The 24,801-nt window shown below is 70.2% G+C and carries 19 protein-coding genes; 4 read left to right on the top strand and 15 right to left on the bottom strand.

The features are described from left to right. The first annotated feature begins 39 nt into the window (after nucleotides 1–39). Both ACUTAG_RS05175 and ACUTAG_RS05170 read left to right on the top strand, forming a co-directional pair. A complete protein-coding gene (locus ACUTAG_RS05175; RefSeq protein ID WP_026381997.1) occupies nucleotides 40–894 on the top strand; it encodes a CoA transferase subunit A in 855 nt (284 codons plus the stop codon). Beyond that, entirely contained in the window at nucleotides 887–1,657 is a 771-nt protein-coding gene (locus ACUTAG_RS05170; RefSeq protein WP_054482955.1) for a CoA-transferase subunit beta, read from the top strand. Before ACUTAG_RS05175 ends, ACUTAG_RS05170 begins: the two co-directional genes overlap by 8 nt. A 10-nt stretch (nucleotides 1,658–1,667) precedes the next feature. Here ACUTAG_RS05170 and ACUTAG_RS05165 read toward each other — a convergent pair whose 3' ends face one another. The 6 genes from ACUTAG_RS05165 to ACUTAG_RS05140 form a co-directional block, all read right to left on the bottom strand. After that, nucleotides 1,668–2,561 (bottom strand): GntR family transcriptional regulator, encoded by an 894-nt coding sequence (locus ACUTAG_RS05165; protein ID WP_024069834.1) that lies wholly within the window; start codon nucleotides 2,559–2,561, stop codon nucleotides 1,668–1,670. A gap of 4 nt (nucleotides 2,562–2,565) precedes the next feature. After that, nucleotides 2,566–3,618 (bottom strand): 4-hydroxythreonine-4-phosphate dehydrogenase PdxA, encoded by a 1,053-nt coding sequence (gene pdxA, locus ACUTAG_RS05160; RefSeq protein ID WP_020928850.1) that lies wholly within the window; start codon nucleotides 3,616–3,618, stop codon nucleotides 2,566–2,568. Then, the gene (gene dtnK, locus ACUTAG_RS05155) at nucleotides 3,615–4,835 is read right to left on the bottom strand and encodes a D-threonate kinase (protein WP_053514683.1); all 1,221 of its coding nucleotides are present in this window, start codon (nucleotides 4,833–4,835) and stop codon (nucleotides 3,615–3,617) included. The genes pdxA and dtnK overlap by 4 nt, the downstream gene beginning before the upstream one ends. Next, nucleotides 4,832–5,860 carry a 2-keto-3-deoxygluconate permease gene (locus ACUTAG_RS05150; RefSeq protein WP_020928848.1) on the bottom strand — a complete coding sequence of 343 codons (1,029 nt, stop codon included), beginning with the start codon at nucleotides 5,858–5,860 and terminating at the stop codon, nucleotides 4,832–4,834. Before ACUTAG_RS05150 ends, dtnK begins: the two co-directional genes overlap by 4 nt. 150 nt (nucleotides 5,861–6,010) lie before the next feature. Further along, nucleotides 6,011–7,864, bottom strand: coding sequence for an ABC transporter ATP-binding protein (locus ACUTAG_RS05145; RefSeq protein WP_006387714.1), 1,854 nt, complete (start codon nucleotides 7,862–7,864; stop codon nucleotides 6,011–6,013). Nucleotides 7,865–7,935: 71 nt separating this feature from the next. Beyond that, on the bottom strand, nucleotides 7,936–8,451 hold the full coding sequence (locus ACUTAG_RS05140) for a MarR family winged helix-turn-helix transcriptional regulator (protein WP_020928845.1): 516 nt from the start codon (nucleotides 8,449–8,451) through the stop codon (nucleotides 7,936–7,938). Nucleotides 8,452–8,592: 141 nt separating this feature from the next. Between ACUTAG_RS05140 and ACUTAG_RS05135 the strand changes: the two genes are divergently transcribed. Continuing rightward, complete coding sequence (locus ACUTAG_RS05135; protein ID WP_371318090.1) at nucleotides 8,593–9,555, top strand: tripartite tricarboxylate transporter substrate-binding protein; 963 nt, start codon at nucleotides 8,593–8,595, stop codon at nucleotides 9,553–9,555. An 11-nt stretch (nucleotides 9,556–9,566) separates the two neighbouring features. Then, on the top strand, nucleotides 9,567–11,135 hold the full coding sequence (locus ACUTAG_RS05130; RefSeq protein WP_006387717.1) for a sulfatase-like hydrolase/transferase: 1,569 nt from the start codon (nucleotides 9,567–9,569) through the stop codon (nucleotides 11,133–11,135). Nucleotides 11,136–11,178: 43 nt separating this feature from the next. Here ACUTAG_RS05130 and ACUTAG_RS05125 read toward each other — a convergent pair whose 3' ends face one another. From ACUTAG_RS05125 to ACUTAG_RS05085, 9 genes are all read right to left on the bottom strand, one after another. After that, a complete protein-coding gene (locus tag ACUTAG_RS05125; protein WP_024069828.1) occupies nucleotides 11,179–12,873 on the bottom strand; it encodes a long-chain-fatty-acid--CoA ligase in 1,695 nt (564 codons plus the stop codon). A 2-nt stretch (nucleotides 12,874–12,875) separates the two neighbouring features. Further along, the gene (locus ACUTAG_RS05120) at nucleotides 12,876–13,472 is read right to left on the bottom strand and encodes a chalcone isomerase family protein (RefSeq protein WP_054448482.1); all 597 of its coding nucleotides are present in this window, start codon (nucleotides 13,470–13,472) and stop codon (nucleotides 12,876–12,878) included. Continuing rightward, on the bottom strand, nucleotides 13,433–13,981 hold the full coding sequence (locus ACUTAG_RS05115; protein ID WP_006387720.1) for a DUF4442 domain-containing protein: 549 nt from the start codon (nucleotides 13,979–13,981) through the stop codon (nucleotides 13,433–13,435). Before ACUTAG_RS05115 ends, ACUTAG_RS05120 begins: the two co-directional genes overlap by 40 nt. An 18-nt stretch (nucleotides 13,982–13,999) precedes the next feature. Further along, nucleotides 14,000–15,199, bottom strand: a complete 1,200-nt coding sequence (locus ACUTAG_RS05110; RefSeq protein WP_054497599.1) for an acetyl-CoA C-acyltransferase — start codon at nucleotides 15,197–15,199, stop codon at nucleotides 14,000–14,002. A 138-nt stretch (nucleotides 15,200–15,337) separates the two neighbouring features. After that, nucleotides 15,338–17,728: a 3-hydroxyacyl-CoA dehydrogenase/enoyl-CoA hydratase family protein gene (locus ACUTAG_RS05105; protein WP_054517113.1), complete on the bottom strand. Its 2,391-nt coding sequence runs from the start codon at nucleotides 17,726–17,728 to the stop codon at nucleotides 15,338–15,340. Nucleotides 17,729–17,788: 60 nt separating this feature from the next. Beyond that, nucleotides 17,789–19,099 (bottom strand): OmpP1/FadL family transporter, encoded by a 1,311-nt coding sequence (locus tag ACUTAG_RS05100; protein ID WP_024069825.1) that lies wholly within the window; start codon nucleotides 19,097–19,099, stop codon nucleotides 17,789–17,791. Between the two features lie 98 nt (nucleotides 19,100–19,197). Then, nucleotides 19,198–21,132 carry a 3-hydroxyacyl-CoA dehydrogenase NAD-binding domain-containing protein gene (locus ACUTAG_RS05095; RefSeq protein WP_446650012.1) on the bottom strand — a complete coding sequence of 645 codons (1,935 nt, stop codon included), beginning with the start codon at nucleotides 21,130–21,132 and terminating at the stop codon, nucleotides 19,198–19,200. Further along, nucleotides 21,132–22,421, bottom strand: coding sequence for an acetyl-CoA C-acetyltransferase (locus tag ACUTAG_RS05090; protein ID WP_024069823.1), 1,290 nt, complete (start codon nucleotides 22,419–22,421; stop codon nucleotides 21,132–21,134). The genes ACUTAG_RS05095 and ACUTAG_RS05090 overlap by 1 nt, the downstream gene beginning before the upstream one ends. A gap of 27 nt (nucleotides 22,422–22,448) precedes the next feature. Next, nucleotides 22,449–24,797: an acyl-CoA dehydrogenase gene (locus ACUTAG_RS05085; RefSeq protein ID WP_446650011.1), complete on the bottom strand. Its 2,349-nt coding sequence runs from the start codon at nucleotides 24,795–24,797 to the stop codon at nucleotides 22,449–22,451. Nucleotides 24,798–24,801: the final 4 nt, after the last annotated feature.

The raw sequence follows: 24,801 nt of genomic DNA, 5'->3' as shown, positions 1-24,801 counted from the left end.
GCTCCTTTTAGTGTGAACAGGCCCTGGCGAGGAGACGGCATGGGTTCGGGATTCAATCAGGCACACAAGCAGCGCTCGCTGGCCGAACTGGCCGCGCTGGTGCCGGACGGCGCGTCGATCGCCCTGGGCGGCAGCTTCCTGCACCGGGGGCCGTTCGCCTTCGTGCGCGAACTGGTCCGCCAAGGGCGGCGCAACCTGGAACTGGTCAAACAGTCGCCGGGCTATGACGTCGACATCCTTTGCCGCGCCGGCGCGCTGCGGCGCGTGCGCGCGGGCATCGTGGCGATGGAAGGCAACTTCGGCCTGGCGCCGTGGTACCGCAAGGCCATCGAGCGCGGCGAGGTCGAGCTGGAGGAGCACGCCTGCGCCAGCCTGACGGCGGGCCTGCGGGCCGCCGCCTATGGCGTGCCGTTCCAGCCCTGCGGCGGCCTGCACGGCAGCGACCTGCCGGCGCTGAACGGCTGGCACTGCCTGGACGATCCCTATGGCAGCGGCGAGCGCACCTGGGTGATCCCGGCGGTGCGGCCGGACTTTGCCGTGATCCAGGCCTCGGAAGTGGATGCGCGCGGCAATGTGCGGGTGCACGGCACGGCGCACTGGGACCGCATCATGTCGCGCGCCGCCGGCAGCGTGCTGGTGGTGGCCGAGAAGCGGGTGGACAGCGCCGTGTTCGAGGCGCAGCCCGAAGCCACGCTGGTGCCGTATTTCATGGTGCAGGCGTACACGGTGCTGCCGCGCTCGGCCTGGCCCGGCTCATGCTGGCCGGACTATGCCATCGACTATCCGGCGGTGCAGGCCTACATGGACAAGGACGGCGACCTGGCGGCGCACCTGGCCTCGGCGCCGGAAATGCAGGCCGGGGCGCGGGCGAGCGCGGGAGAGGCGAATGGCTGAGCAATGGTCGGGGTTTTCGTACATCGTCACCAATCTGGCGCGCTTCATCCGGCCCGACGAGATCACCTTCAGCGGCGTGAATTCGACCTTGCCGATGCTGGCCTGCCTGCTGGCCAAGCGCGCCTACGACTGGGATTACGTCTACATTAACGTGGCCGGCGGGGTCGATCCGCGGCCCTCGCACATCCCCTTGTCCAGCTCCGATCCCGTGCTGGCCGAGCACAGCGCGTCGATCTTCGCCAACGAGGATTTCTACGACCTGTGCACGCGCGGCCGCATGGACCTGGCGTTCCTGGGCGCGGCCCAGATCGATGGCGCGGGCCGCGCCAACAATTCCTGCATCGGCGACTGGCACGCGCCCAAGGTGCGCCTGCCCGGAGGGGGCGGCGGCGCGGTGATGACGCCGACGGCGCGGCGTTGCTGCACCTGGCGTACCGAGCATTCGCGCCGGGTGTTCGTCGACAGGCTGGACTTCGTGACCTCGGGCGGCGGATTCGCCGGCGTGGCGACGCCGATCGCGGTGTTCGTCAGGCGCGACGGCCGGCTGGCGCTGCAGTCCTGGCACCCCGAATCCAGCCTGGAGGAAGTGCGCGAGCGCACGGCGTTCGACTTCGACGCGCAGGGCGCCGGCCCGACGCCGCCGCCGACGCAGGCGGAGCGGCGTGCCTTGCGCGAACTGGATGCGGATGGACGCTTCGAGCGCGACGCGGCGGTGACGTTGCGTCCCGACGCGCCCGCCGACAAGGGCGTTGGCGCCCGCTAGCCGCCAGGAGCTAGGAGCCGGCGCGCAGGCGCGCCAGTTCCGCCGAGAGTTCGGCCACCAGCGCCTGGGCGCGCGCCAGCGGATCGTGGCTGTCGGCCGCCGCCTCGACGCCGGCCACGGCCGCGTCGCGCAGGCGCGGCTGCACGCTTTCGTGGCCGACGCTGACGTCGACGTCGAACACCAGCTGTTCGGCGCGATGCCAGGTGCTGAACCATTCCAGCGGCTTGCCATGCTGATCCATGCCCTGGCCTTCCAGCATCAGCAGCGGCGTGCCGGTGTCGGTCTGCAGCAGCGCGGCCAAGGCGGCATCGGCGGCTACCGCGCGGATCTGGTTGCGGCCGGCGCCGGGATGCAGGCCGAAACGCCGCGTCAGCACGCCGTGCAGCGAGGCATCGGCCAGGTCGTCGGCGCGCAGGCCGGGGACGGCGGCGGCGGGTAGCCACGTGCGCACATAGGCCAACGGCGCATCGGCCACGTGTCGCAGCCGTTCCAGCAGCAGCAGATCGGCGGTGCCGAAGAACTCGATCACGGCCTTGGGCGCTTCGCCCGGCGCCAGGCCCAGCACGCGTGTCTTGAGCGCCACGCCGGACTGCGCGAACTGTTCGTAAAGGCCGGTGGAACGCTGCACCAGGCGGCGATGCTCGCGCGGCGTGGCGACGACCGCGGGCCGTCCCGCCTCGCGCTGGATCAGCCCTTCCGCCGCCAGCGCCGACAAGGCCTGGCGCACCACGCTGCGGGCCACGCCGAAGCGTTCGCACAAGGCGGCTTCGCTGGGCAGCAGCGCGCCGGCGCCGAGCTTGCGGGTGCGGATGTAGCCGCGCAGCAGCGCCGCCACCTGGGCGTGCAGCGGCACGTCGCCGGAACGGTCCAGCGCGGGCAAATCTTCAGCGTTGGCGGGCGCCATGCAATCAACCTCCTGTTTGAGCCCGCGCAGTTTCCCATACATGCGTCCAGCCGGGGGCCAGATGCGCGGCGCGCTCGGCGGCCAGGATCAGACTGTCTTCGCGGGCGATGCCCTGGCCCGCGATGTCGAACGCGGTGCCGTGATCGACCGACACGCGCACCACCGGCAGGCCGACGGTGATGTTAACGCCGTCGTCGCCATAGACGGCCTTGAAGGGGGCGTGGCCCTGGTCGTGGTAACAGGCGATCACGAACTGCCACTTGCCGCGCACCGCCTGCGGGAACAGCGCGTCGGCCGGGATCGGGCCGGCGGCCAGGATGCCGGCGGCGTTGGCCTCGGCCACGGCGGGCGCCAGGATGTCGGCGTCCTCGGTGCCGAAGATGCCGTTTTCGCCGGCGTGCGGGTTCAGGCCCGACACCGCCACCGGGCGGTCGCCGCGGCCCAGGGCCTTGGCGAACGAGCCGGCCAGACGCAGCACCGCGCGCATGCGCGCCGGGGTCAGGTCCGCGATGGCCTGGCGCAGCGACACGTGGGTAGTGGCGTGGAAGATGTAGAGGTCGCCGGCGGACAGCACCAGCGAGAAGGTCTTGACGCCGAATTCGTGCGCCAGCAATTCGGTGTGGCCGGGCCATTTGTGGCCGGCGGCGTGCATGGCGGCCTTGTTGAGCGGGGCGGTGACGATACCGTCGACCTCGCCGGCGCGCGCCAGGGCGCAGGCGGTGGTGACAAATCGCACCGAGCCGTCGCCGGCGTCGGCGCTGATCTCGCCCAGCTTGACGTGGCCCAGCGACGGGCCGGCCTGCAGCACTTCGATGGTGCCGGGCGTGTTGGTGGCGTCGGCGGGGCGTTCGACGCGGCGCACGATGGCGGGATCGCCGCCGAGGCTGCGTACCGCGTTGGCCATCACGTCGACATCGCCGATCACGACCAGGCGCGCCTTCTGGCGCAGTTCGTCATGGCCCATCAGCATCTTGGCCGTGATCTCCGGCCCGATGCCGGCCACGTCGCCGAGGGTGACGGCCAAGAGCGGCAGCTTGGGGGCGGGGGTTTGTGTCATCGCTTGAATCTCCTGTCGCGGATCGCGCGCACGGCGCGAACCAGTACGTCTTCGGCGCCAAAGCCGCCGGCCTTGGTCACCACGGGCAGGCCGTCGGCCGTGCCTCCGGTCAGCGTGCCCAGGGGCACGCCGCCCATCACTTCATCCACCAGGGCGATGCCGCTGGCGCCCAGCGCCAGCAGCACCTGGCGCGCGCCGTCGCCGCCGGTGGCGACCACGCCGGCGGCGCGCGAGGCGCCGATGGCCTGCGCGGCCAGCGTGCCCAGGCGCTGCGCCACGGTGTCGGAATCGAGTCCTTCGCGCTGGCCGGCCGGGGCCAGCAACAGCAGGGTGCCGGCGGCGTCGGCGCCGTCCTGCGCGTGGGCGCGCAGCAGCGGTTCGCACCAGCCGCGCCAGGCGGCATCATCGGCCAGGTCCGCCAGTTGCGGCGCCCAGGTGCGCGCGCCGGCGGCTTGCAGCGCGGCGGCCTGCGCGCGGGCGGCGCTGTGCTGCGAGGTCACCACCACGACCACAGGGGCGGTCTGGTCGGCGCCGGCCCAGACACGGGCCAGCGGCACCGCCAGGCCGCCGGCGCCCACCGGCAGGGCGCGCGGCCCCAGGATGCCGATGGCGCGGGCCAGGCGTTCCAGGTCGGCGTCGTCGCGGGCGTCGACCACCACCGTGGCGCCGGCCTGCGCGATGCGCGCGGCCAGCGATTCGGGCGATTCACCCGCCTTGGCCGCGACGTGGGCGCAGCCCAGCAGGGTCGGGATATGGCTTTCGGTCACGGGCGTGACCGGGTCGGTGGCGGCCGACGTGGCGGTGACGGGTTGGCCGCCCACCATCAGCACGCCGTCTTCCACGGTGCGGCCGGTGGCGGGGAACGCCGGGCACACCACCGCGATGGCATCCGCGCCCCAGGCCTCGCGCGCCGCGTCGATCTCGGCCTTGAAGGCGCCGCGCAGCGTCGAGTCCACTTTCTTGTACAGGCGCGAGACGCCGGCGGCGCGCAGCCGCTCGACGTTGCGCCGGATCACCGCGCCCGCCTGCGCGGCGGGCAGGGCGCGGCTGTGGGTGGTGACCGCCAGCACGTCGACGTCGTCGGCGGCCGGCGCGGCCAGCGCCTCGTGCGCGCCGTCGATCGACAGGCGGGTGGTCCAGCCGGCCCGCACGAACTGCACGGCGGTGTCGCCGGAGCCGGTCAGGTCGTCGGCGACGATGGCGATGGCGGGATTCAAAGGGCCTCCCCGCGCGCCTCGCGGTAGCCGCCGGCCGCCGCGTCGTCGGCGGCATCCTCGGACTTGAGTTCACCGGCGCGCTTGAGGAAGTACGAGGCCAGTACCGGCGCCAGGATCGAACTGATCAGCACACAGGCGGCGACCTGCGCGGTGGCGGTCGAGACGTATTGCTGGAAGTTGGGGTCGGCGGCCGCGACCACGGCGGGCGTGGCGATGGCGTTGCCGGCGGTGGTGCCGGCCGCGAAGCCCAGGCCGCTCTTGCCGCCGCGGCGCAGGATCAGGCGATAGCCCAGGTAGACCAGGCCGCCGGTGATCGGGCTGATGATCAGGCCGAGGATCAGGCCGGTGACGCCGCCATTGACGACCGCGCCCAGGTTGATGCCGGTGCCCAGCGCGAAGGCGAAGAACGGGATGACGATGTTGGGCACGGGCTTGAGCACGTCGCGCCATTTGGGATCGAGGTTGCCGACCAGCACGCCCAGCAGGAACGGCACCAGCGCCGCCACCAGGGCGATCATGGGGATGTCGGCCAGGCCCGAGGCGCCCAGGAACAGCAGGCTGAAGAAGGGGCCGTCGTTGACCGCGCTGGCGACGTAGGCGCCACGGTCGCGGGCGTCGCCGTACTGGCCGGTGTAGGCCAGCCACAGGCCGCCGTTGCTGTTGTCGAAGGCGGCCAGCATGGCCAGGATCGACACGCCCAGCACTCCGTCCAGGCCGACGTAGCTGCCCAGGATGATGATGAGGGTGGCCGGAACCAGCGTCTTCATCAGCAGGATGGTGCCGGCGGTGGCCAGGATCGGGCCGCCGGTGCGCGCATTGACGTGGGTGCCGGTGGCGAAGATCAGCAGCGCGATCAGCGGCAGGGCGCTGTTCTTGAACAGGGCGGTGGTGAAGCCGCCGATGGCCAGCGCGTCGGGCGCGAAGGTGCCGAGCAGCGAACCCAGGATCAGCGGTACCAGCATCAGGCCGCCAGGGATTTTCTGCATCGTGCCAAAGAAGGGCGAACGGGTGGTTGCGGTCGTCACAATCGGAGTCTCCAGGGGGATTTTCTCGCGGCGCAGACGTTCATGCGTGCGTCTGTCAGGGGGTTGAAAGCCGCCAGTGTACACCTGTACGTACAGCATGTACGTACAGGGTCTTCCCGTGTGGCGCCAGCGCGACGTCCGCCCGCCGGCTCAGTCCAGCCCGACGAACCCCCCCGTCTGGTGGCTCCACAGCCGCGCGTACAGCCCGCCCTGGGCGATCAGGCTGGCATGGGTGCCGGATTCGACGATGCGCCCGCCGTCCAGCACGACCAGCCGGTCCATGCGGGCGATGGTGGACAGGCGGTGCGCGATGGCGATGACGGTCTTGCCTCGCATCAGCGCCTCCAGGCTTTCCTGGATCGCGGCCTCGACCTCGGAATCGAGCGCCGAGGTGGCTTCGTCCAGGATCAGGATGGGCGCGTCCTTGAGCAGCACGCGGGCGATGGCGATGCGCTGGCGCTGGCCGCCCGACAGCTTGACGCCGCGCTCGCCGACGTGGGCGTCCAGGCCGCGGCGGCCGTCGCCGTCGACCAGCGCGTCGATGAATTCGGCGGCGCGAGCGCGGTCGATGGCGTCGCGCAACTGCGCCTCGCTGGCGTCGGGCCGGCCGTACAGCAGGTTGTCGCGGATCGAGCGGTGCAGCAGCGAGGTGTCCTGGGTGACCACGCCGATCTGCGAACGCAGGCTTTCCTGGGTGACGCCGGCGATGTCCTGGCCGTCGATCAGGATGCGCCCGCCCTCCAGGTCGTACAGTCGCAGCAGCACGTTGACCAGGGTCGACTTGCCGGCGCCCGACGGGCCGATCAGGCCGATTTTCTCGCCGGCGCGCACGGTCAGGTCCAGGTGCGGGATGATCTGGCGGCCGCTGCCGTAGTGGAACGACATGTCCTCGAAGCGCACCTCGCCCTGCGTGATGCGCAAGGGCACGGCGTCGGGCCGGTCGAGCACCTGGCGCGGCTGCGAGATGGTGGCCAGGCCGTCCTGCACGATGCCGACGTTTTCCGAGATGCCGTTCACTTCCCACATGATCCAGGCGGACATGTTGTTGATGCGGATCACCAGGCCCAGCGCCAGCGTGATCGCGCCCAGGCTGATGCTGCCGATGCTCCACAGCCACAGCGCCAGGCCGGCGGTGCTGGCGATCAGGATGCCGTTGAGCGTGTTGATGGACACGTCCATGGCGGTGATGACGCGGGTCGACAGGCGCTGCTTTTCGGTCTGCTCGGTCATGGCCTGGCGCGCGTAGTCTTCTTCGCGGCGGGCGTGGGCGAACAGCTTGAGCGTGGAGATGTTGGTGTAGCCGTCGACGATGCGGCCCATCAGCCTGGAGCGCGCCTCCGAGGCGATGACGGCGCGCGACTGCATGCGCGGCACGAAGTACGCCAGCATGCCGCAGTAGATCGCGATCCACAGCACCAGCGGAATCACCAGGCGCCAGTCGGCCTCGGCGAACAGGTACAGCGCGCTGGCGGCGTACAGGATCACGTGCCACAGCGCGTCCACCGACTGCACCGCCGAATCGCGCAGCGAATTGCCGGTCTGCAGCACGCGGTTGGCGACGCGGCCGGCGAAGTCGTTGTGGAAGAACGCCAGGCCCTGGTTCAGCACGTAGCGGTGGTTCTGCCAGCGCACCAGCGTGGTCAGGCTGGGCGAGATTGTCTGGTGCGACAGCAGGTCGTGCGCGGCGATCGACAGCGGCCGCAGCACCATCACCACGAACGCCATCCACACCAGCGTGTAGGCGTGCTCGCGGAAGAAGTCGGCCGGCGCGGTGTTCTGCGCCATGTCGACCAGGTCGGCCAGGAAGCTGAACAGCGCCACTTCCACCAGCGCGCCCGCCAGGCCCACCAGCAGCAGGATGGCGAAGATCGGCCAGACCTGCCACAGGTAATAGGCGTAGAAGCGCAGCACGCGTCCCGGCGGGGTGATGTCGGGGGCGTCGCGGAACGGGTCGATCAGGTTTTCGAAGTAGCGAAAGACGGGGTTCGATTTTGCGCCGGGCATGGCAGGTCCGTAGAAGGAGGCCGCCCAAGCGTATCAGGGTAACCCCTTAAAAATAAAGGGGCTGGGTGCCGTCATCCGTATTGCGCGCGCCGCGTTCCGCCTTCGCGCCGGCTCGCCTTGTCGGTGATGAGGTTGTCCTGCGCCATGCGCTGGCCGCGCCCGGCGATACGGGTCAGCAGGTCGCGCAGCAGGGCGATCTCGGCGGCGTCCAGGTCCTGCACCAGCAGGTCGTTCAGGCGCAGGACCTCCGGCAGCAGGGCGCGGTAGCGGTCCAGGCCCTCGGCGGTGGCCTCGATGCGCACCACGCGCCGGTCGGCGCTGTCGGGCAGGCGCCGCAGCCAGCCCTTTTCACACAGCGAACCCAGCGTGCGCGAGGTGCGGGCCAGGTCGAGCTTGGCGGCGGCCGCCAGTTCGGCCGAGGTCATGATGCCGCCCTCGATCGCACAGGCCAGCAGGCGCCATTCGCGCCGGGTGATGCCGAAACGGCCTTCGCACAGGCGCACGAAAACGGGGTTGGACTGCGCCCAGGCCTGGTACAGCTGGTACATCAGCATCTCGGCCAGGGGGTGTTCGACGGGGTGGGTCATATCGTTATGGCAAGTACTGGATTAGATCAAGCAATCTTCGCGGCGCTACAGTCGTCTCGCCTATCCAGGCCCAGGCCCGGCAAGCACAAACATAACCGACAGCGGGCCGTTGTCACCAGGGAGACTAGCGTGCGTAATTGGATATCCCGCGTCGCATTCGCGGCGCTTGCGGCGGCTTCGGCCGCGCCGGCCTGTGCCCAGCAGGCGCCGCTGGACGGCGCCTTGACCATCGTGGTGGGCTATCCGCCGGGCGGCAGTTCCGACCGCGTCGCGCGGCTGGTGGCCGACCGCCTGAAGGACCGGCTCGGCGTGACGGTGGTGGTCGAGAACAAGACCGGCGCCGGCGGCCGCATCGCGGCCCAGGGCCTGCATGCGCTGGCCGCGCGCCAGAACGTGCTGATGCTGGCCAATCCGGCGGTGATGGTGGTGGCGCCGCTGGTCTATGCCGAGCCGGGCTACGATGCCCGCCGCGATTTCCAGCCGGTGTCGCTGGTCAGCCGCTACAAGTTCGCGCTGGCGGTGGCGGCCAATTCGCCGATCCACGATGTGGCCGGATTGCGCCAGTGGCTGCGCGACCACCCGCGCCAGTTCACGGTGGGCGTGCCCGCCACCGGCAGCCTGCCGCATTTCTTCGCGTTGATGCTGGGCCGCGAGCTCAAGCAGGAACCCGAGGTGGTGGGCTATCGCGGTTCGGCGCCGCTGATTTCCGAGCTCATCGGCGGCATCCTGCCGCAGGCCGTCGACACCCTGGACACGCTGTTGCCGCAACACCGCGCCGGCAAGATCCGCATCCTGGCGACCTCGGGCGAGGCGCGCGCCCCGGAGCTGGCCGACGTGCCCACCTTCCGCGAGGCCGGCGTGGACCTGGCGGCCGATGGCTGGAATGCCTTCTTCGCCTCGTCCGCGATGGCGCCGGCCAAGGCCGTCCGGCTGGGCGAGGATATCGCGGCCGTGATGCGCGAGCCCGCCATGCAGCAGGCGGTGCGCGACTCGTACCTGGAGCCGGTGGCGGCCGATGCGGCGGCCACCGGACGCGACCTGGATGCCTACCGGGCCCAATGGGAACCGGTGGTGAAGGCCTCCGGCTTCACCGCGACGCAATAGGGCGGGCGACGATGAGTACCGTGCAGAATGTGCTGTTCATCATGGCCGACCAGCTGCGGGCGGACCACCTGAGCTGCTATGGCCATCCCTATTTGCGGACGCCCAGCCTGGACGCGCTGGCCGCGCGCGGCGCGCGCTTCGACCGCGCCTTCGTCAATTCCGGCGTGTGCGGCCCGTCGCGCATGAGCTATTACACGGGGCGCTACCCCTCGCGCCACGGCGCCACCTGGAACCGGGTGCCGCTGTCGGTCAACGAGATCACGCTGGGCGAATACCTGGCGGGGCAGGGGCGCGACCTGGCGCTGGCGGGCAAGACCCACGTCATTCCCGACCGCGCCGGCATGGAGCGCCTGTCGATCGACGGCGGCTCAGAGCTGGGCGCGCTGCTGTCGCGCGGCGGCTTCATCGAGGTCGACCGCTACGACGGCCACCACGAGCCGGGCAAGGAAAGCGGCTACCCCGCCTTCCTGCGCAGCCAGGGCTACGACAGCGCCGACCCCTGGACCGACTACGTCATCGCCGGCGTCGACGCGCGCGGCCAGGTGGTCAGCGGCTGGAACATGCGCAACGCGCACCTGCCGTCGCGCGTGGCCGAGCCGCACTCCGAAACCGCCTACATGACCGACCAGGCGCTGCGCTTCATGCAGCAGCGCGGCGGCCAGCCCTGGGTGCTGCACCTGAGCTACGTCAAGCCGCACTGGCCCTACATGGCGCCGGCGCCCTACCACCAGCGCTACACGGCCGACCAATGCCTGCCGGTGCGGCGCAATCGCGAGGAACTGGCCGGCGCGCATCCGGTGGTGGCGGCCTATCGCCAGCACGAGGAAAGTGTCAGCTTCTCGACCGACGAGTGCGTGCGCGTGGTGCGCCCGGCCTACCAGGGCCTGATCCGCCAGCTCGACGACCACCTGGGGCGGCTGTTCGACTACATGGAAGGCGCGGGCCTGATGCGTAATACGCTCATCGTGTTCACGGCGGACCATGGCGATTTCCTGGGCGACCATTGGCTGGGCGAGAAGGAACTGTTCTACGACACCGTGCAACGGGTGCCCTTCATCGTCATGGACCCGTCGGCGGCGGCCGACGCCACCCGCGGCCAGGCGCTGGCGGACATGGTGGAAAGCGTGGACCTGGTGCCCACGGTGCTGCGCGCGCTGGAGGCGCCGCGGCCCTGGCACCGGCTGGAAGGGCGCGAATTGCAGACCGTTCTGCATGGCCGCGGCGCGGACGAGCCGTGGCGCGACTGCGTGTTCTCGGAGCTGGACTACAGTTTCCGCCAGGCCCGCATCCTGCGCGGCAAGACCCCACAGAACGCGCGCGCCTGGTCGGTGCGCACCGACCGCTGGCGCTACGTGTACTGGCTGGACGAGCCCGAGCAGTTGTATGACCTGCAGGCCGATCCCGACGAGTTCCAGGACCTGGGCGCCAGCGCAGCGCATGCGCCGGTGCGGGCGCAGCTGCGCGAGCGCCTGCTGGACTGGATGCTGCGTGGCAAGCGCCGCACCACCATGAGCGACGCGGCGGTCGAGCAGGGCACCAATGCGCACAAGCGCGCCGGGGTGTTCTTCGGGCAGTGGTGAGCGGGCAGGGGCGGCGGCGCCCGCCGCCGCGCCCGGGCCGGCGTCAGGCGCCGGCCGTATCCTTGTGCGGCGCGTCGGCCGTGGCCGGCTTGAGTTCGCGCCGCAGGATCTTGCCGACGTTGGTGCGCGGCAGGTCGTCGCGGAACTCGATGTAGCGCGGCACCTTGTAGCCGGTGAGCTGGGTGCGGCAATGCGCGATCAGCGTTTCGGCGTCCAGGTTCGGATCCTTGCGGATCACGTACAGCTTGACCGCCTCGCCCGAGCGTTCGTCGGGCACGCCGATGGCCGCCACTTCGCGCACGCCGGGATGCAGCGCCGCGGCATCCTCGACCTCGTTGGGATAGACGTTGAAGCCGGACACCAGGATCATGTCCTTCTTGCGGTCGACCAGGAAAACGTAGCCGGTTTCGTCGACGTAGCCGATGTCGCCGGTGCGCAGGTAGCCATCGGGCGTCATCACCAGCGCGGTCTCGTCGGGCCGGTTCCAGTAGCCCTGCGTCACCTGGGGGCCGCGCACGCAGATCTCGCCGCGTTCGCCCACGCCCAGTTCGCGTCCGTCATCGTCGCGGATCGACAGGTCGGTCGATGGCACCGGCAGGCCGATGGAGCCGGTGAAGGCCTTGACGTCGAGCGGGTTGATGGTCACCGCCGGCGAGGTCTCGGTCAGGCCATAGGCCTGCGCCAGCGAGCGGCCGGTGACGGCCAGCCAGCGCTCGGCCACGGCGCGCTGCACCGCCATGCCGCCGCCCATGGTCAGCCGCAGGCGCGAGAAATCCAGTTTGGCGAAGTCGGGATGGTTGAGCAGGGCGTTGAACAGTGTGTTGACGCCGGTGAAGGCGCTGAAGGGCACCTTGGCCATCTCCTTGATCAGCCCGGGGATGTCGCGCGGATTGATGATGAGGAGGTTGCTGGCGCCGATCTTCATGAAGGCCAGGCAGTTCGCCGTGAGCGCGAAGATATGGTAGAGCGGCAACGCCGTGACGATGCATTCCTCGCCATCCTTGACCAGCGGCTTGATCCAGGCGTGGGCCTGGGTGACGTTGGCGGCCAGGTTGCGGTGGGTCAGCATGGCGGCCTTGGCCACGCCGGTGGTGCCGCCCGTGTATTGCAGGCAGGCCAGGTCGTCCTGGGTCAGCGCGACTTCCTCGAAGGGCGCGTCGCGGCCGGCCCGCAGCGCCTGGCCCAGGCGCAGGGCGCCGGGGATCGACCAGGCCGGCACCATGCGCTTGACGCGCCGTACCACGAAGTCCACCAGGCGGCCCTTGAGCGGACTGAGCAGTTCGCCGATCGAGGTCACCAGCACCTTTTCGACGGGTGTGTTGGGCAACGCCTTCTGCAGCGTGGCGGCGAAGTTGTCGGCCACCACGATGGCGCGCGCGCCGGCGTCGGCCAGCTGGTGCTCCAGTTCGTGGGCGGTGTACAGCGGGTTGCAGTTGACCACGACGCAGCCGGCGCGCAGCGTGCCGAACAGGCAGACCGGATATTGCAGCAGGTTGGGCATCATCAGCGCCACCCGGTCGCCCTTGCGCAGGCCGTTGGCGTGCAGCCAGGCGGCGAAGTCGCGCGTCAGGCGGTCGAGTTCGGCGTAGGTCATGGTCTTGCCCATGCTCAGGTACGCGGGCTTGTCCGCGAACCGCCGGCAGCTGTCACGCGCGATCGAGACCAGCGTGGTGGCGCTGTCGAGCTCGATGTCCCTGGGCACGCCCGCGGGGTAGCTCTTTTGCCAGATTCGTTCCATCTTTACGGGGCTCCCAACAGGGCTTTTTTCAGGGAGGATTGCGCCGGATTGTCGCCCAGCCAGACACGCAGCAGCGCGCGGCCGAAGGCGGGGTCGTCGATGCGCCCGCGCTGCCTGCCGTTGTCGGTGATCGTCACGCCGCGGGCATCGAAGTCCAGGTCGATCACGTCGCCTTCGCGGGCCGAGCCGATCTCGGCCATCAGGGCGGACAGGCGCGCGGCGGACGATTGCAGGACGGCGAGTTCCTGTTTGGACGTATTGTCGCGCAATCCTTCCTGCAGCGCCGCGTCCAGGCTCTTGCTGTCGACATCGCGCAAGAGTTGCAGGCGCATGCGGCGCGGCGCGTTGCTGTTGATCAAGGCCGCGGCGTCCTGGCTTTTGGCGCCGGCATACAGCGCCGCCACGTAGACCTTGACGACGAACTTGGTGCGCAGGCCGGCGCCGTTCAGCACCAGCGCCTGGCCGCCTTCGGACAACTGCGCGGGGACGCGCACGCCGGCCACTTCCACGTCGGCGGCCAGCGCGGGGGCGGCCGCCAGGCAGGCGGCCAGGACCAGGCTCAGGGCGGCGGCGCGCCCTCCGGGGATGATGTCACGCATGGGTCTCCTCCAGTGGTTTTCTGCTTGTAGTACTTCTTGTCGGCGATGTAGATCGTGCGTTCCACGACGGCGTAGACGACGCCGTCCTTGTCTTTCAATTCCACGGTGTAGGTCCGGGTGGTCTCGTGGTCGCGCGCAAGGATCTTGCGTATGTCCGCGATTTCTCCCGGCGGCAGCCGGAAGTCCACATACAGCGTGGTATAGGCGGGCTTGCGGTAGCGGATGGATGCCGCCTTGTCCCACACGATGTGGTCCGCGCCCAGCGCCGCCATCAGCATGGTGGGATGGGCGCCGTCGGTCACCGCGAACAGCGAGCCGCCGTACATCGAGCCCACGATGTTGCGCGTGCGCCGCAGCAGGGGCAGCTTGATGCGGATGTGCTGGAAATCGTGCGACACGTGCAGCACCCGGCCGCCGGTGGCGCGGAACGCCGGATGCAGGTTGAATCCCACCCGCATCAGGCGCGCGCGCCAGGCCGGCGACAGGCGTTTGAACCAATAGGGCTTCACCGCTTTACATCGCCTCGGTCACATGGCCTCGAACAGGCCGGCCGCGCCCATGCCGGTGCCGATGCACATCGTCACCATGCCGTACTTGCCGCCGGTGCGGCGCAGGCCGTGCATCAGCGTGGCGGTGCGGATCGCGCCGGTCGCGCCCAGCGGGTGGCCCAGCGCGATGGCGCCGCCCAGCGGGTTGATCTTGGCTGGATCGAGCTTGAGTTCGCGGATCACCGCCAGCGACTGCGCGGCGAAGGCCTCGTTCAGTTCGATCCAGTCCAGGTCGTCCTGGGCGATGCCGGCGCGCGCCAGCACCTTGGGGATGGCGGCCATGGGGCCGATGCCCATGATTTCCGGCGGCACGCCGGCCACCGAGTAGCTGACGAAGCGCGCCATCGGGCTGAGGTTGAACTCGCGCAGCACGCGCTCGGACACCAGCACCACGGCGGCGGCGCCGTCCGACATCTGCGAGCTGTTGCCGGCGGTGACGCTGCCGCGCGCGGCGAACACGGGCTTGAGCCGCGCCAGTCCCTCGGCGCTGCTGTCGGGGCGCGGGCCTTCATCGACCTCGACCAGGCGGCGGGTTTCGCGCACGTCGCCCTTGGAGCCGCCGGGCAGGCGCGTCACCACCTCGAACGGCGTGGTCTCGGCGCGGAAGTGGCCGGCGGCGATGGCGGCGTTGGCCTTCTGCTGCGAGGCCAGCGCGAAGGCGTCCTGGTCTTCGCGCGACACCTTCCATTGCTCGGCCACTTTCTCGCCGGTCAGGCCCATGCCGAAGGCCATGCCGACGTTCTCGGGATGCGAAAAGATGGCCGGGTTGAGCGACACCTTGTTGCCCATGATCTGCGGCATGGCGCTCATGGACTCGGTGCCCGAGCCGATCATGATGTCGACCTCGCCGCTGCGGATGCGGGCGGCGGCGTCGGCCACCGCCTGCAGGCCCGACGCGCAGAAGCGGTTGACGGTGACGCCGGCCACGCTTTGCGGCAGGCCGGCCAGCAACAGCCCGATGCGCGCCACGTTCATGCCCTGTTCGGCTTCCGGCATGGCGCAACCGGTGATGACGTCGTCGATGCGCGCCGGATCCAGCCACGGCGTCTGCTTCAACACGCCCTGCAGCGCCGCCGCCAGCATGTCGTCGGGCCGGGTGGTGGCATACACCCCATTGCGCTTGCCCACCGGCAGCCGCGTCGCCGCAACGATGTAAGCCTCTTGAATCTGCTTGCTCATATCATTTCCTCGTATCCATAACGATCACCCTCTATGCACACCACGGTCCCCCACAAGCGGGGCCGCGCGGATCCGGCTTTGCCGGTCCGCCACCGGCGCCCCCTGGGGGGAAGCGCCGCAAGGCGCCTCGGGGGGGAGTCAGTTCCGCAATGGCTTGCCCGTGTCGAGCGTGTGTCGGATGCGGGCCTGGGTCTCGGGCGTGCGCAGCAGCGCCACGAACTCCTTGCGTTCGACCGCCAGCAGCCATTCCTCGTCGACCTTGGCGCCGGTCTCGACCTCGCCGCCGCAAAGCGCGACGGCGGCGCTGCGGGCCACGCGGTAATCGTGGGCGCTGATCATGCCGCCTTCGCGCATGTTGACCAGCACCATCTCGAAGTTGGCGATGCCGTTGCGGCCGGCCACGGGCACGTCCTGCAGGCGCGGCGGCGGCGCGTAGCCGGCGGTGGCGGCGGCGCGCGCCTGGCCGATGGCCACGAACAGCAGCTCGCCCGGATGGAACAGCACGATGTCCTGCTCGCGCGCGAAGCCCAGGTCCACGGCCTCGATGGCGCTCTTGGCGACCCGCGCCATGGCGATGGTCTGGAACACCGGTTGCAGGAACGGGAACACCTCGCCGGGCGTGGCGGTCTTCGCCGCCAGCGCCGCGGCGCGGCCGGCGAATTCCTTGCTGCCGCCGCCGGCCGGAATCAGGCCGACGCCGGCCTCGACCAGGCCGATATAGCTTTCCAGCGCCAGCACGCGGTGCGAGGCATGCATCAGGAATTCGCAGCCGCCGCCCAGCGCCATGCCCTGCACGGCCGCCACGGTGGGGATCTGCGCGTACTTGAAGGCCTGCGAGGTGCGCTGGAACTTCTCGACGGTGGCTTCCAGCATGTCCCATTGGCCGGCGGCGCAGGCTTCGGACACCTGCTGCAGGTTGGCGCCCACGGCGAACGGGGCGTCATGCCAGATCACCAGGCCATCGAACTCGCGCTCGGCGCGCGCCACGGCCTGCAGGATGCCTTCCAGCACCTCGGCGCCCAGCGTGTGGTTCTTGGACGTGACCGACAGGATGGCGATGCCGGCGTCGACCTCGGGCAGGTTCCACAGGCGCACGCCTTCGTTTTCCCACACCGTGGTGCCGCGGTCGTCGGGGCCTTCGCCGAACACGCGCTCGGGGAACAGCTGGCGCCGGTAGACCGGCAGCGCCGAGCGCGGGTGCAGCTTGCCGCTGCGCGCCGAATACGAGCCGGCGGGCGTGTGCACGCCCTGGCGGTCCGGTTCCAGGGCCCAGGCCGGCAGCGGCGCGTCGCTCATGGCGCGGCCGGCGGCAATGTCCTCGGCCACGGCGCGGGCGATGGCCTGCCAGCCGGCGGCCTGCCAGGTCTCGAACGGGCCCTGGGCCCAGCCGAAGCCCCAGCGCATGGCCAGGTCCAGGTCGCGGGCGTTGTCGGCCACCTGGCCGAGCTGCGCCGCGCTGTAGTGGAAGATGTCGCGGAACAGGCTCCACAGGAACTGGGCCTGCGGATGGTCGCTGGCGCGCAGCGCGGCGAAGCGCCTGGCCGGATCGCGTTCCTTGAGCAGGGCGGCGACCTCGTCGGCCAGCTTGCCGGCGCTGGGGCGGTAGTCCTGCGCCTGCAGGTCCAGTACCTGGATTTCGCGGCCGGCCTTGCGGTAGACGCCGGCGCCGCTCTTCTGGCCCAGCGCGCCCTTGGCGATCAGGGCCGACAGCCAGGCGGGCAGCGTGAAATAGCGGTGCCAGGGATCGTCGGGCAGGTTCTTGTCCATGGTGCCGACCACGTGGGCCAGCGTGTCCAGGCCGACCACGTCGGCGGTGCGGTAGGTGGCGCTCTTGGGGCGGCCGATCCTGGGGCCGGTGAGGGCGTCGACTTCGTCGAAGCCCAACCCGAGGCGCTGGGTGTGGTGCATCGCCGCCAGGATCGAGAACACGCCGATGCGGTTGGCCACGAAGTTGGGCGTGTCGAGCGCGCGGATCACGCCCTTGCCCAGGGTGGAGGTCAGCCAGGTCTCGAGCTGGTCCAGCACCGGCGCCTGGGTGTGCGAGGTGGCGATGATTTCCACCAGGCGCATGTAGCGCGGCGGATTGAAGAAATGGATGCCGCAGAAGCGGTCGCGCAGCGCGGCCGGCAGGGCGTTGGCCAGCGCGTCGATCGACAGGCCGGAGGTATTGGAGGCGATGATGGCGCCGGGCGCGACGTGCGGCGCGATGCGCTCGTACAGCGCCGTCTTCCAGTCCATGCGCTCGGCGATGGCTTCGATGATCAGGTCGCAGCCGCGCAGCTGTTCGATATGGTCGTCGTAGTTGGCCGGGGTGATCAGGGCCAGGCGGGCGGGGCTGGCCAGCGGCGCGGGCTCGAGCTTCTTCAGGCCGGCCAGCGCCTTCTTGACGATGCCGTTGCGGTCGCCTTCGGGCGCCGCAAGGTCGAACAGCGTGACGGGCACGCCGGCGTTGGCCAGGTGGGCGGCGATCTGCGCGCCCATGACGCCGGCACCCAGCACGGCGACGTGTTTGACGACGAACTTGCTCAAGGAAGTCTCCTGAAAATGCGGGCGGAAGACGGGACCGGCCCGTCATCCGCCCCGGCAAGGCTAGAAGCGGGACGACAGCTGCAGGCCGAAGATGTGGCCGCTGCTGTCATAGGTGCCCGCGACGCGGCCCTTCGTCAGCGCGTTGCCGGACGTGGTGTCGATATCCGTCTTGCGCAGGTACAGATAGGTATAGCCCAGGTCCAGCGTGGTGCTCTTGGTGGCCTGCCACTGCACGCCCGTCGAGAACCAGTAGCGGTCGTTGTCGGGCAGCGAGGTGGGCCGGTCCTCGGCCTTGTGGACCGGCGATTGATCGTAGGCCAGGCCGAACTTCCACTTCCAGTCCGGCGCGAACTTGTAGGTCGTGCCCACGGCGATGCGCCAGGTGTCGCGGAAGTTCAGCGGCAGGTCGTCATCGCGCGCGCCGGTGCCGGAGTTGCGGATCTTCAGGTCGGGGATGCTGCTCCAGCCGGTCCACGAGATGTCGCCCAGCAGTTCCCACTTCTCGTTGAGCTGATGGGTGGCGCTCAGGATCAGCGTATCGGGCAGGTCGACCGAGGCCTTGGCGTCGAACGAGACCGACTGGCCGGTGGGGCCGATGTGGTCGATATCGGTGTCGCCCTTGGCGGTGTGCTTGATCTTGGAACGGTACGACAGGCCGATGCGGGTGTCTTCGGTGGGTTGCAGCATGAAGCCCACGTTCCAGCCCCAGGCATCGCCCTTCAGGTTGAGGTCGGCGTCGCCATTGGTGAAGACCGTGCGGCCGCCGGGCAGGGCCACGGGCACCACGGTCTTCTTCTTGTAGTTGGCGTCGATGTGCTGCCAGTTCACGCCGAAGCCCATCGAGAATTTCTCGTTGACCTTGTAGGCGATCGAGGGATTGATGTTGATCGTCTTGATCTCGAACTTGTTCGAGTGGTATTGGCCGGCCCAGCCGTCGTCGTATTCGGTCATGAGGCCGAACGGCGCGCCGATGCCCAGGCCGATGAACCACTTTTCGCTCAGCTGCCACGAGCCGTAGAGGTTGGGCACGACCCCCAGGTTGCCGGCGTCGCCGCCGTCGCCGCCGGTGGGGCGGGTGCCGCCCAGCGCGGTGGGATTGCGGCTGTCACCGTTGTCCGAGAACTTGAACGACGGCTTGATCAGGTTGACGCCGCCCGAGACATTGATGCCGGGCAGGTAGGTCATGCCTGCGGGGTTGTAGTAGATGATGCTGGCGTTTTCCGGATTTGCCGCCGAGCCCGCATAAGCGTTGCCCAGGCCGCTGGCATTCTGCTCCAGGAGCTGAAAGCCGGCGCCGTGGGCGGCGCTGGTGGCGCCCAGGCCGACCACAATGGCGGACAGGGTGCTCAGGGACAATGAACGTCTGCTCATGGTACTGCCTCCTCGATGTTGGATATGTGTGTCTCTATGGCACTGCCGGTCTCGTCGGCCCGGTCTAATCTCTCGGCATACGCCGGTTCTCTACTGCGCTACGCACTGCGACTGCTCTGGTAATGCAGGGGTCCGCCCGTGAACGGCGCGAACCCGGTCCCGAAAATCACGCCGGCGTCGGCCAGGTCGGCATCGGCCACCACGCCGGCCTCGACCCGCTCGCGGGTGGCGTCCACCAAGGGCTGGATCAGGCGTTCGGCCAGGCCGGCCGGCGCGCGGGCGGCGCCCTGGCCGTCCTTTACCGGTTTGCCGTCGCGCCAGGTGTAGAAGCCGCGGCCGCTCTTCTTGCCCAGGTCGCCGCGCGCCAGCTTCTCGGCCAGGCAGCGCGGCGGCTCGGCACCGCCGGCCAGTTCCTGGCCCGCCGCGCGGGCGATGTCCAGGCCGACGGTGTCGGCCAGTTCCAGCGGCCCCATGGGCATGCCGAACGCCACCATGGCCGCGTCCACGGCGGCGGGCGACACGCCTTCGTCGACGCTGCGCATGGCCTGCAGCATGTAGGGCGCCAGCACGGCGTTGACCAGGAAGCCGGGCGCGCTGCGCACCGGCAGGGCCAGCTTGCCGATCTGGCCGACGAAGGCGCTGGCGCGCGCCAGCGTGTCGGCGGCGGTGCCGTCCGCATGCACCACTTCCACCAGCGGCATTTTGGCCACGGGGTTGAAGAAGTGGATGCCGACCAGCCGCTCGGGCCGCGCCAGGCCGGCGCCCAGCGTTTCCAGCGACAGGCTGGAGGTGTTGGTGGCCAGCAGCGCGTCGGCCTTCATGCGCGGCTCCAGCGACTGGTACAAGCCGCGCTTGGCCTCGGGGCTCTCGCTGATGGCCTCGATCACCACGTCGGCCAGCGGCACGCCGCCGCCGGCGGGATCGGGCACCAGCCGGTCGAAGGCGGCGCGGGCCGCGCGGCGGTCCTTCAGGCGGCGCGAGAACAGGGACGCGGCGCGTTTGATGGCGGGCGCGATGCGGGTCATGTCCTGGTCCTGCAGTGTCACGGTCAGGCCCTTGAGCGCGCACCAGGCGGCGATGTCGCCGCCCATCACGCCGGCGCCGACCACGTGCACGTGGCGCACCGGGGCGATGCCGGCCTGGCGGCCGTTGGCCTTCAGGCGTTCCTGCAGCCGGAACACGCGCAGCAGGTTGCGGGCGGTGTCCGAAGCGATGATGGTGTCGATCAGCGCGGGCGCCTGCAAGGCGTTGCCGCCGTGCTTTTCCCAGAGTTCGATGATGGCCGGCGCGGCCGGGTAGTGGCCCAGCGGGTCCTTGGCGGCGACCTGCTTGCGGGCGCGGTTGGCGGCCACCGCCTTGAGCGGCCAGCGGTTCAGCCAGGCGCCCAGGCCGCGCGCGCGCCGCGGCGGCTTGCCCGACAGCACCATGCCGCGCGCCGCCGCCTGCAGCAGGCGGGTCGGCACGCGCGCATCCACCAGGCCCAGCGCCGCCGCGCGGCGCGCATCGGCGCCGCGGCCGGTCAGCATCATGTCGAGCGCGGCCGGCGCGCCGATCACGGCGGGCAGGCGCAGCATGCCGCCCCAGCCGGGGAAGATGCCCAGCATGACTTCCGGCAGCGCCAGCGAGGCGCCAGGCGTGTCTTCCACCAGGCGGTAGCGGCAGGCCAGCGCCAGCTCCAGGCCGCCGCCCAGGCAGTGGCCCTGGATCAGCGCCAGCGTCGGGTAGCGCACCGCCGCCAGGCGGTTGAACAGGTTCCAGCCGCGCGCCACCAGGGCGCGGCCCTGTTCCGGCGTGTTCAGTTCGGCGAATTCATTGACGTCGGCGCCGACGATGAAGCCGGTGGCCTTGCCGGAACGGATCACCAGGCCCTTGGGCGGCTGGGCGTCGAGCGCGTCCAGCACCGTCGCCAGTTCCGCCATGGTGTCGGCCGACAGGGCGTTGACGGCGCTGCCGGCGCGGTCGAACGTCAGCCACGCCAGGCCGTCGGGGTCGCGCTCCAGGCGCCAGTGCGAGAGCGTCTCCAGCGCGTTCATTAGCGGTTCTCCAAGGTTTCGACCAGCATCGCGCCACCCAGGCCGCCGCCGATGCAGATGGCGGCCATGCCGCGCCGCGCGCCGCGGCGCTTGAGCGCCTCCAGCAGGTGCAGCACGATGCGGGCGCCCGAGGCGCCGACCGGATGGCCGATGGCGATGGCGCCGCCGTCCACGTTCAGGCGGGCCGGGTCGAGCGCGCCCCAGGCCGGCGTGCCGAAGTGTTCCTGGCAATAGGCCTCGTCCTGCCAGGCGGCCAGGCAGCCTAGCACCTGCGCGGCGAAGGCTTCGTTGATCTCCCACAAGTCCAGGTCATTCAGGCCCAGGCCGTGGCGTTGCAGGATCGGCGTGGCGGCATGCACCGGCCCCAGGCCCATCATGGCCGGATCCAGGCCGGCCCACTGGCTGTCGACGATGCGGCCCAGCGGTCGCAGGTTCCAGCGCCGCACCGCTTCCTCGGAGGCCAGCACCAGCATCGCGGCGCCGTCGGTGACCTGCGAGCTGTTGCCGGCGGTGATGTTGCCCCAGGGCTTGTCGAACACCGGCTTGAGCCTGGCCAGCTTTTCGGGCGTGGAGTCCTCGCGCACGCCGTCGTCGTCCGGGTACAGCTTGCCCTGGGTGTCGATCAGCGGCGTGATCTCGGCGAAGGCGCCGTTGGCGCGCCCGGCCAGCGCGCGCGCGTGGCTCTGCGCCGAATAGGCGTCCATGGCCTGGCGGCTGATGCCGAAGCGGGTGGCGACGTTCTCGGCGGTCTGGCCCATGGACAGGCCCACCACGGGGTCGGTCAGGCCCTTGAGCAGGCCGATCACCGGCGCCAGGTGGCGCAGGCGCAGGCGACCGAGGGTCGCCAGCCTGGCGCCGATGCCGCGGGCCGCGTACCAGCTGGCCAGCCAGCGCACCATGTCGTCCGAGAACAGCACCGGCGCGTGCGACAGGGCGTCGGTGCCGCCGGCCAGCACCAGCTGCGAGCGGCCGGTCTGGATGTTGGCGATGGCGGAATCCAGGGCCTGCATGCCGGATGCGCAGTTGCGCATCACCGTCCAGCCCGGCACCTTGTTGCCGCAACCCAGGCGCAGGGCGATCACGCGGCCGATGTTGACTTCGTCGGCCGAGGGCGCGGCGCAGCCCACGATGACCTCGTCCAGGTCCGTGGGCGCATAGGGCTGGCGCAACAACAGGCCGCGTCCGGCCTGCACCGCCAGGTCGCCGGCCGCGAATGGGCCGGGGCCCGAGCGCGCCTTCAGGAAGGGGGTGCGGGCGCCGTCGACCACATATACCGGTTTGAATGCCATCCGATCTCCTTGGTATGAGGACGGGCCTCAGGCCGCCTTGCGTTCGGCCACGGGCTTGACCGCGCCGGTGATGCCGAGATCAAAAGGGAAATCATCCACTTTCACCACGGTGTCGCGCAAGGTATTCCGGCGCTTGACCACCGCATATTCTTCGGCGGTGATGCCGCCGGCGGCAAAGACGGCGTCGGCCAGGTCGCGCACGTTGGCCTGCGGGTTGCCTTCGAGCGCGCCGCTTTTCTCGAATTCGCGGATCTTCGATTCGATCGGTTCGGCTTCGAGCGTGGCGGCCAGCGCCTGTTCGATCGCGCCGACCGGTTCGTCGGCGGTCGCGGGCAGGTGGCAGCCGGCGGTCAGGCGGTCGCGGGTCGCGCCGGGGTTGATGAGCAATCGCGCCACGTCCTGGCCCAGCTGATCGGACGGCAGCGACTGCGGCCGGCCCCAGGGGAAGACGATGCGGCGCAGGCTCCACGCCACCAGGCGGTTGGGATAGTTTTCCAGCACGCCGTCGATGGCGTCCTGCAGGCGGAACAGCGCATCCTGCACCGACCAGTGCGCCAGCGGCGCGTCGGCGCTCTGGCGGCCTTCGTCCTCGAAGCGCTTGAGCGCGGCGCTGGCCAGGTACATCTGCGACAGGATGTCGCCCAGGCGCGCCGACAGGCGCTCGCGGCGCTTGAGGCTGCCGCCCAGCACCAGCATCGAAGTGTCGGCCAGCAGCGCGAAGGCGGCCGAATAGCGGCTCAGCAACTGGTAGTAGCGCTTCATTTCGGGCGCGACGTCGGCGTCGATGCCGACGAAGCGGCCGCCGGTCAGGGCGGTGCCCAGCGCGCGCAGCTTGTTGCGCGCGACAAAGCCGACGTGGCCCCAGAAGGCGCGGTCGAAATCATCCAGCCCCTGCCTGCGGTCGGGCGACTGCGCCGCGCGCATCTCGGCCAGCACGTACGGATGGCAGCGGATAGCGCCCTGGCCGAAGATGATCAGGCTGCGGGTCAGGATGTTGGCGCCTTCCACGGTGATGCCGATGGGGATCTGCTGGTAGGCGCGGCCCAGGAAGTTGGACGGCCCCAGGCAGATGCCCTTGCCGCCGATCACGTCCATGCCGTCGTTGACGACCTGGCGCGCGCGTTCGGTGACGTGGTACTTGACGATGGCCGACACCACCGAGGGCTTCTCGCCCAGGTCGACGGCGCCGGCGGTCATGCTGCGCGCGGCGTCCATCATGTAGGTGTGGCCGCCGATGCGGGCCAGCGCTTCCTCGACCCCCTCGAACTTGCCGACCGGGGTGCGGAACTGGCTGCGCACGCGGGCGTAGCCGCCGACCGCGCGGGCCGTCAGCTTGGACATGCCGGTGTTGGAAGACGGCAGCGAGATCGAGCGGCCGGCCGCCAGGCATTCCATCAGCATGCGCCAGCCCTGGCCGGCCATGGCCGGGCCGCCGATGATGAAGTCCAGCGGCATGAACACGTCCTGGCCGCGGGTCGGGCCGTTCATGAACATGGCGTTCAGCGGGAAGTGGCGGCGGCCGGTGTCCACGCCCGGATGGTCGTGCGGCACCAGCGCGCAGGTGATGCCGATGTCCTTCCTGCCGCCCAGCAGGCCGTCCGGGTCGTACAGGCGGAAGGCCAGGCCCAGCAGCGTGCAGACGGGCGCCAGCGTGATGTAGCGCTTGTCCCAGCTGACGCGCATGCCGATCACTTCCCGGCCCTGCCATTCGCCCTTGCAGACGATGCCGCTGTCGGGGATGGCGGCGGCATCGGAACCGGCCCAGGGGCTGGTCAGCGCGAAGGCCGGCACTTCCTCGCCGCGCGCCAGGCGCGGCAGGTAGTGGTTCTTCTGTTCCTCGGTGCCGTAGTGCAGCAGCAGCTCGGCGGGGCCGAGCGAGTTGGGCACCATCACCGACACCGCCAGCGCCGACGAGCGCGTCGACAGCTTGGTCACGATCTCGGAGTGGGCATAGGCCGAGAAGGCCAGGCCGCCGTATTCCTTGGGGATGATCATGCCCAGGAAGCCGCTGCGCTTGAGATAGTCCCAGACCTCGGGCGGCAGGTCGAAGCGTTCCTGCGTGATGTTCCAGTCGTTGACCATGCGGCAGGCTTCTTCGGCCTGGTGGTCGAGGAAATGCTGTTCTTCTTCGGTCAGGCGCGGGCGCGGATAGGCCAGCATGCGCTTCCAGTCGGGGCGGCCGCGGAACAGCTCGCCTTCCCACCACACCGTGCCGGCCTCGAGCGCGTCGCGCTCGGTGTCCGACATCTGCGGCAGCACCTTGCGGTAGAGATTGAAGATCGGCGCCGACAGCAAGGCCCGCCTGACCGGGCGCACGCCCAGCAGGACGACGGCCAGCAGCGCGATGACGACCAGCGCGACGATGACTGCGTTCATTTCC

Source organism: Achromobacter sp. CSND-B12, from assembly GCF_052906545.1.
Note: the sequence above shows the minus strand (reverse complement) of the source record. Positions and strands in the feature narration are given on the sequence as shown.

Coding starts and splice junctions, on each gene's coding strand:
- ACUTAG_RS05175 (WP_026381997.1), top strand. CDS start 40: ATGGGTTCGGGATTCAATCAGGCACACAAGCAGCGCTCGCTGGCCGAA.
- ACUTAG_RS05125 (WP_024069828.1), bottom strand. CDS start 12,873: ATGGAACGAATCTGGCAAAAGAGCTACCCCGCGGGCGTGCCCAGGGAC.
- ACUTAG_RS05090 (WP_024069823.1), bottom strand. CDS start 22,421: ATGGCATTCAAACCGGTATATGTGGTCGACGGCGCCCGCACCCCCTTC.
- ACUTAG_RS05165 (WP_024069834.1), bottom strand. CDS start 2,561: ATGGCGCCCGCCAACGCTGAAGATTTGCCCGCGCTGGACCGTTCCGGC.
- ACUTAG_RS05095 (WP_446650012.1), bottom strand. CDS start 21,132: ATGAACGCGCTGGAGACGCTCTCGCACTGGCGCCTGGAGCGCGACCCC.
- ACUTAG_RS05130 (WP_006387717.1), top strand. CDS start 9,567: ATGAGTACCGTGCAGAATGTGCTGTTCATCATGGCCGACCAGCTGCGG.
- pdxA (WP_020928850.1), bottom strand. CDS start 3,618: ATGACACAAACCCCCGCCCCCAAGCTGCCGCTCTTGGCCGTCACCCTC.
- ACUTAG_RS05085 (WP_446650011.1), bottom strand. CDS start 24,797: ATGAACGCAGTCATCGTCGCGCTGGTCGTCATCGCGCTGCTGGCCGTC.
- ACUTAG_RS05100 (WP_024069825.1), bottom strand. CDS start 19,099: ATGAGCAGACGTTCATTGTCCCTGAGCACCCTGTCCGCCATTGTGGTC.
- ACUTAG_RS05170 (WP_054482955.1), top strand. CDS start 887: ATGGCTGAGCAATGGTCGGGGTTTTCGTACATCGTCACCAATCTGGCG.
- ACUTAG_RS05110 (WP_054497599.1), bottom strand. CDS start 15,199: ATGAGCAAGCAGATTCAAGAGGCTTACATCGTTGCGGCGACGCGGCTG.
- ACUTAG_RS05120 (WP_054448482.1), bottom strand. CDS start 13,472: ATGCGTGACATCATCCCCGGAGGGCGCGCCGCCGCCCTGAGCCTGGTC.
- ACUTAG_RS05145 (WP_006387714.1), bottom strand. CDS start 7,864: ATGCCCGGCGCAAAATCGAACCCCGTCTTTCGCTACTTCGAAAACCTG.
- ACUTAG_RS05140 (WP_020928845.1), bottom strand. CDS start 8,451: ATGACCCACCCCGTCGAACACCCCCTGGCCGAGATGCTGATGTACCAG.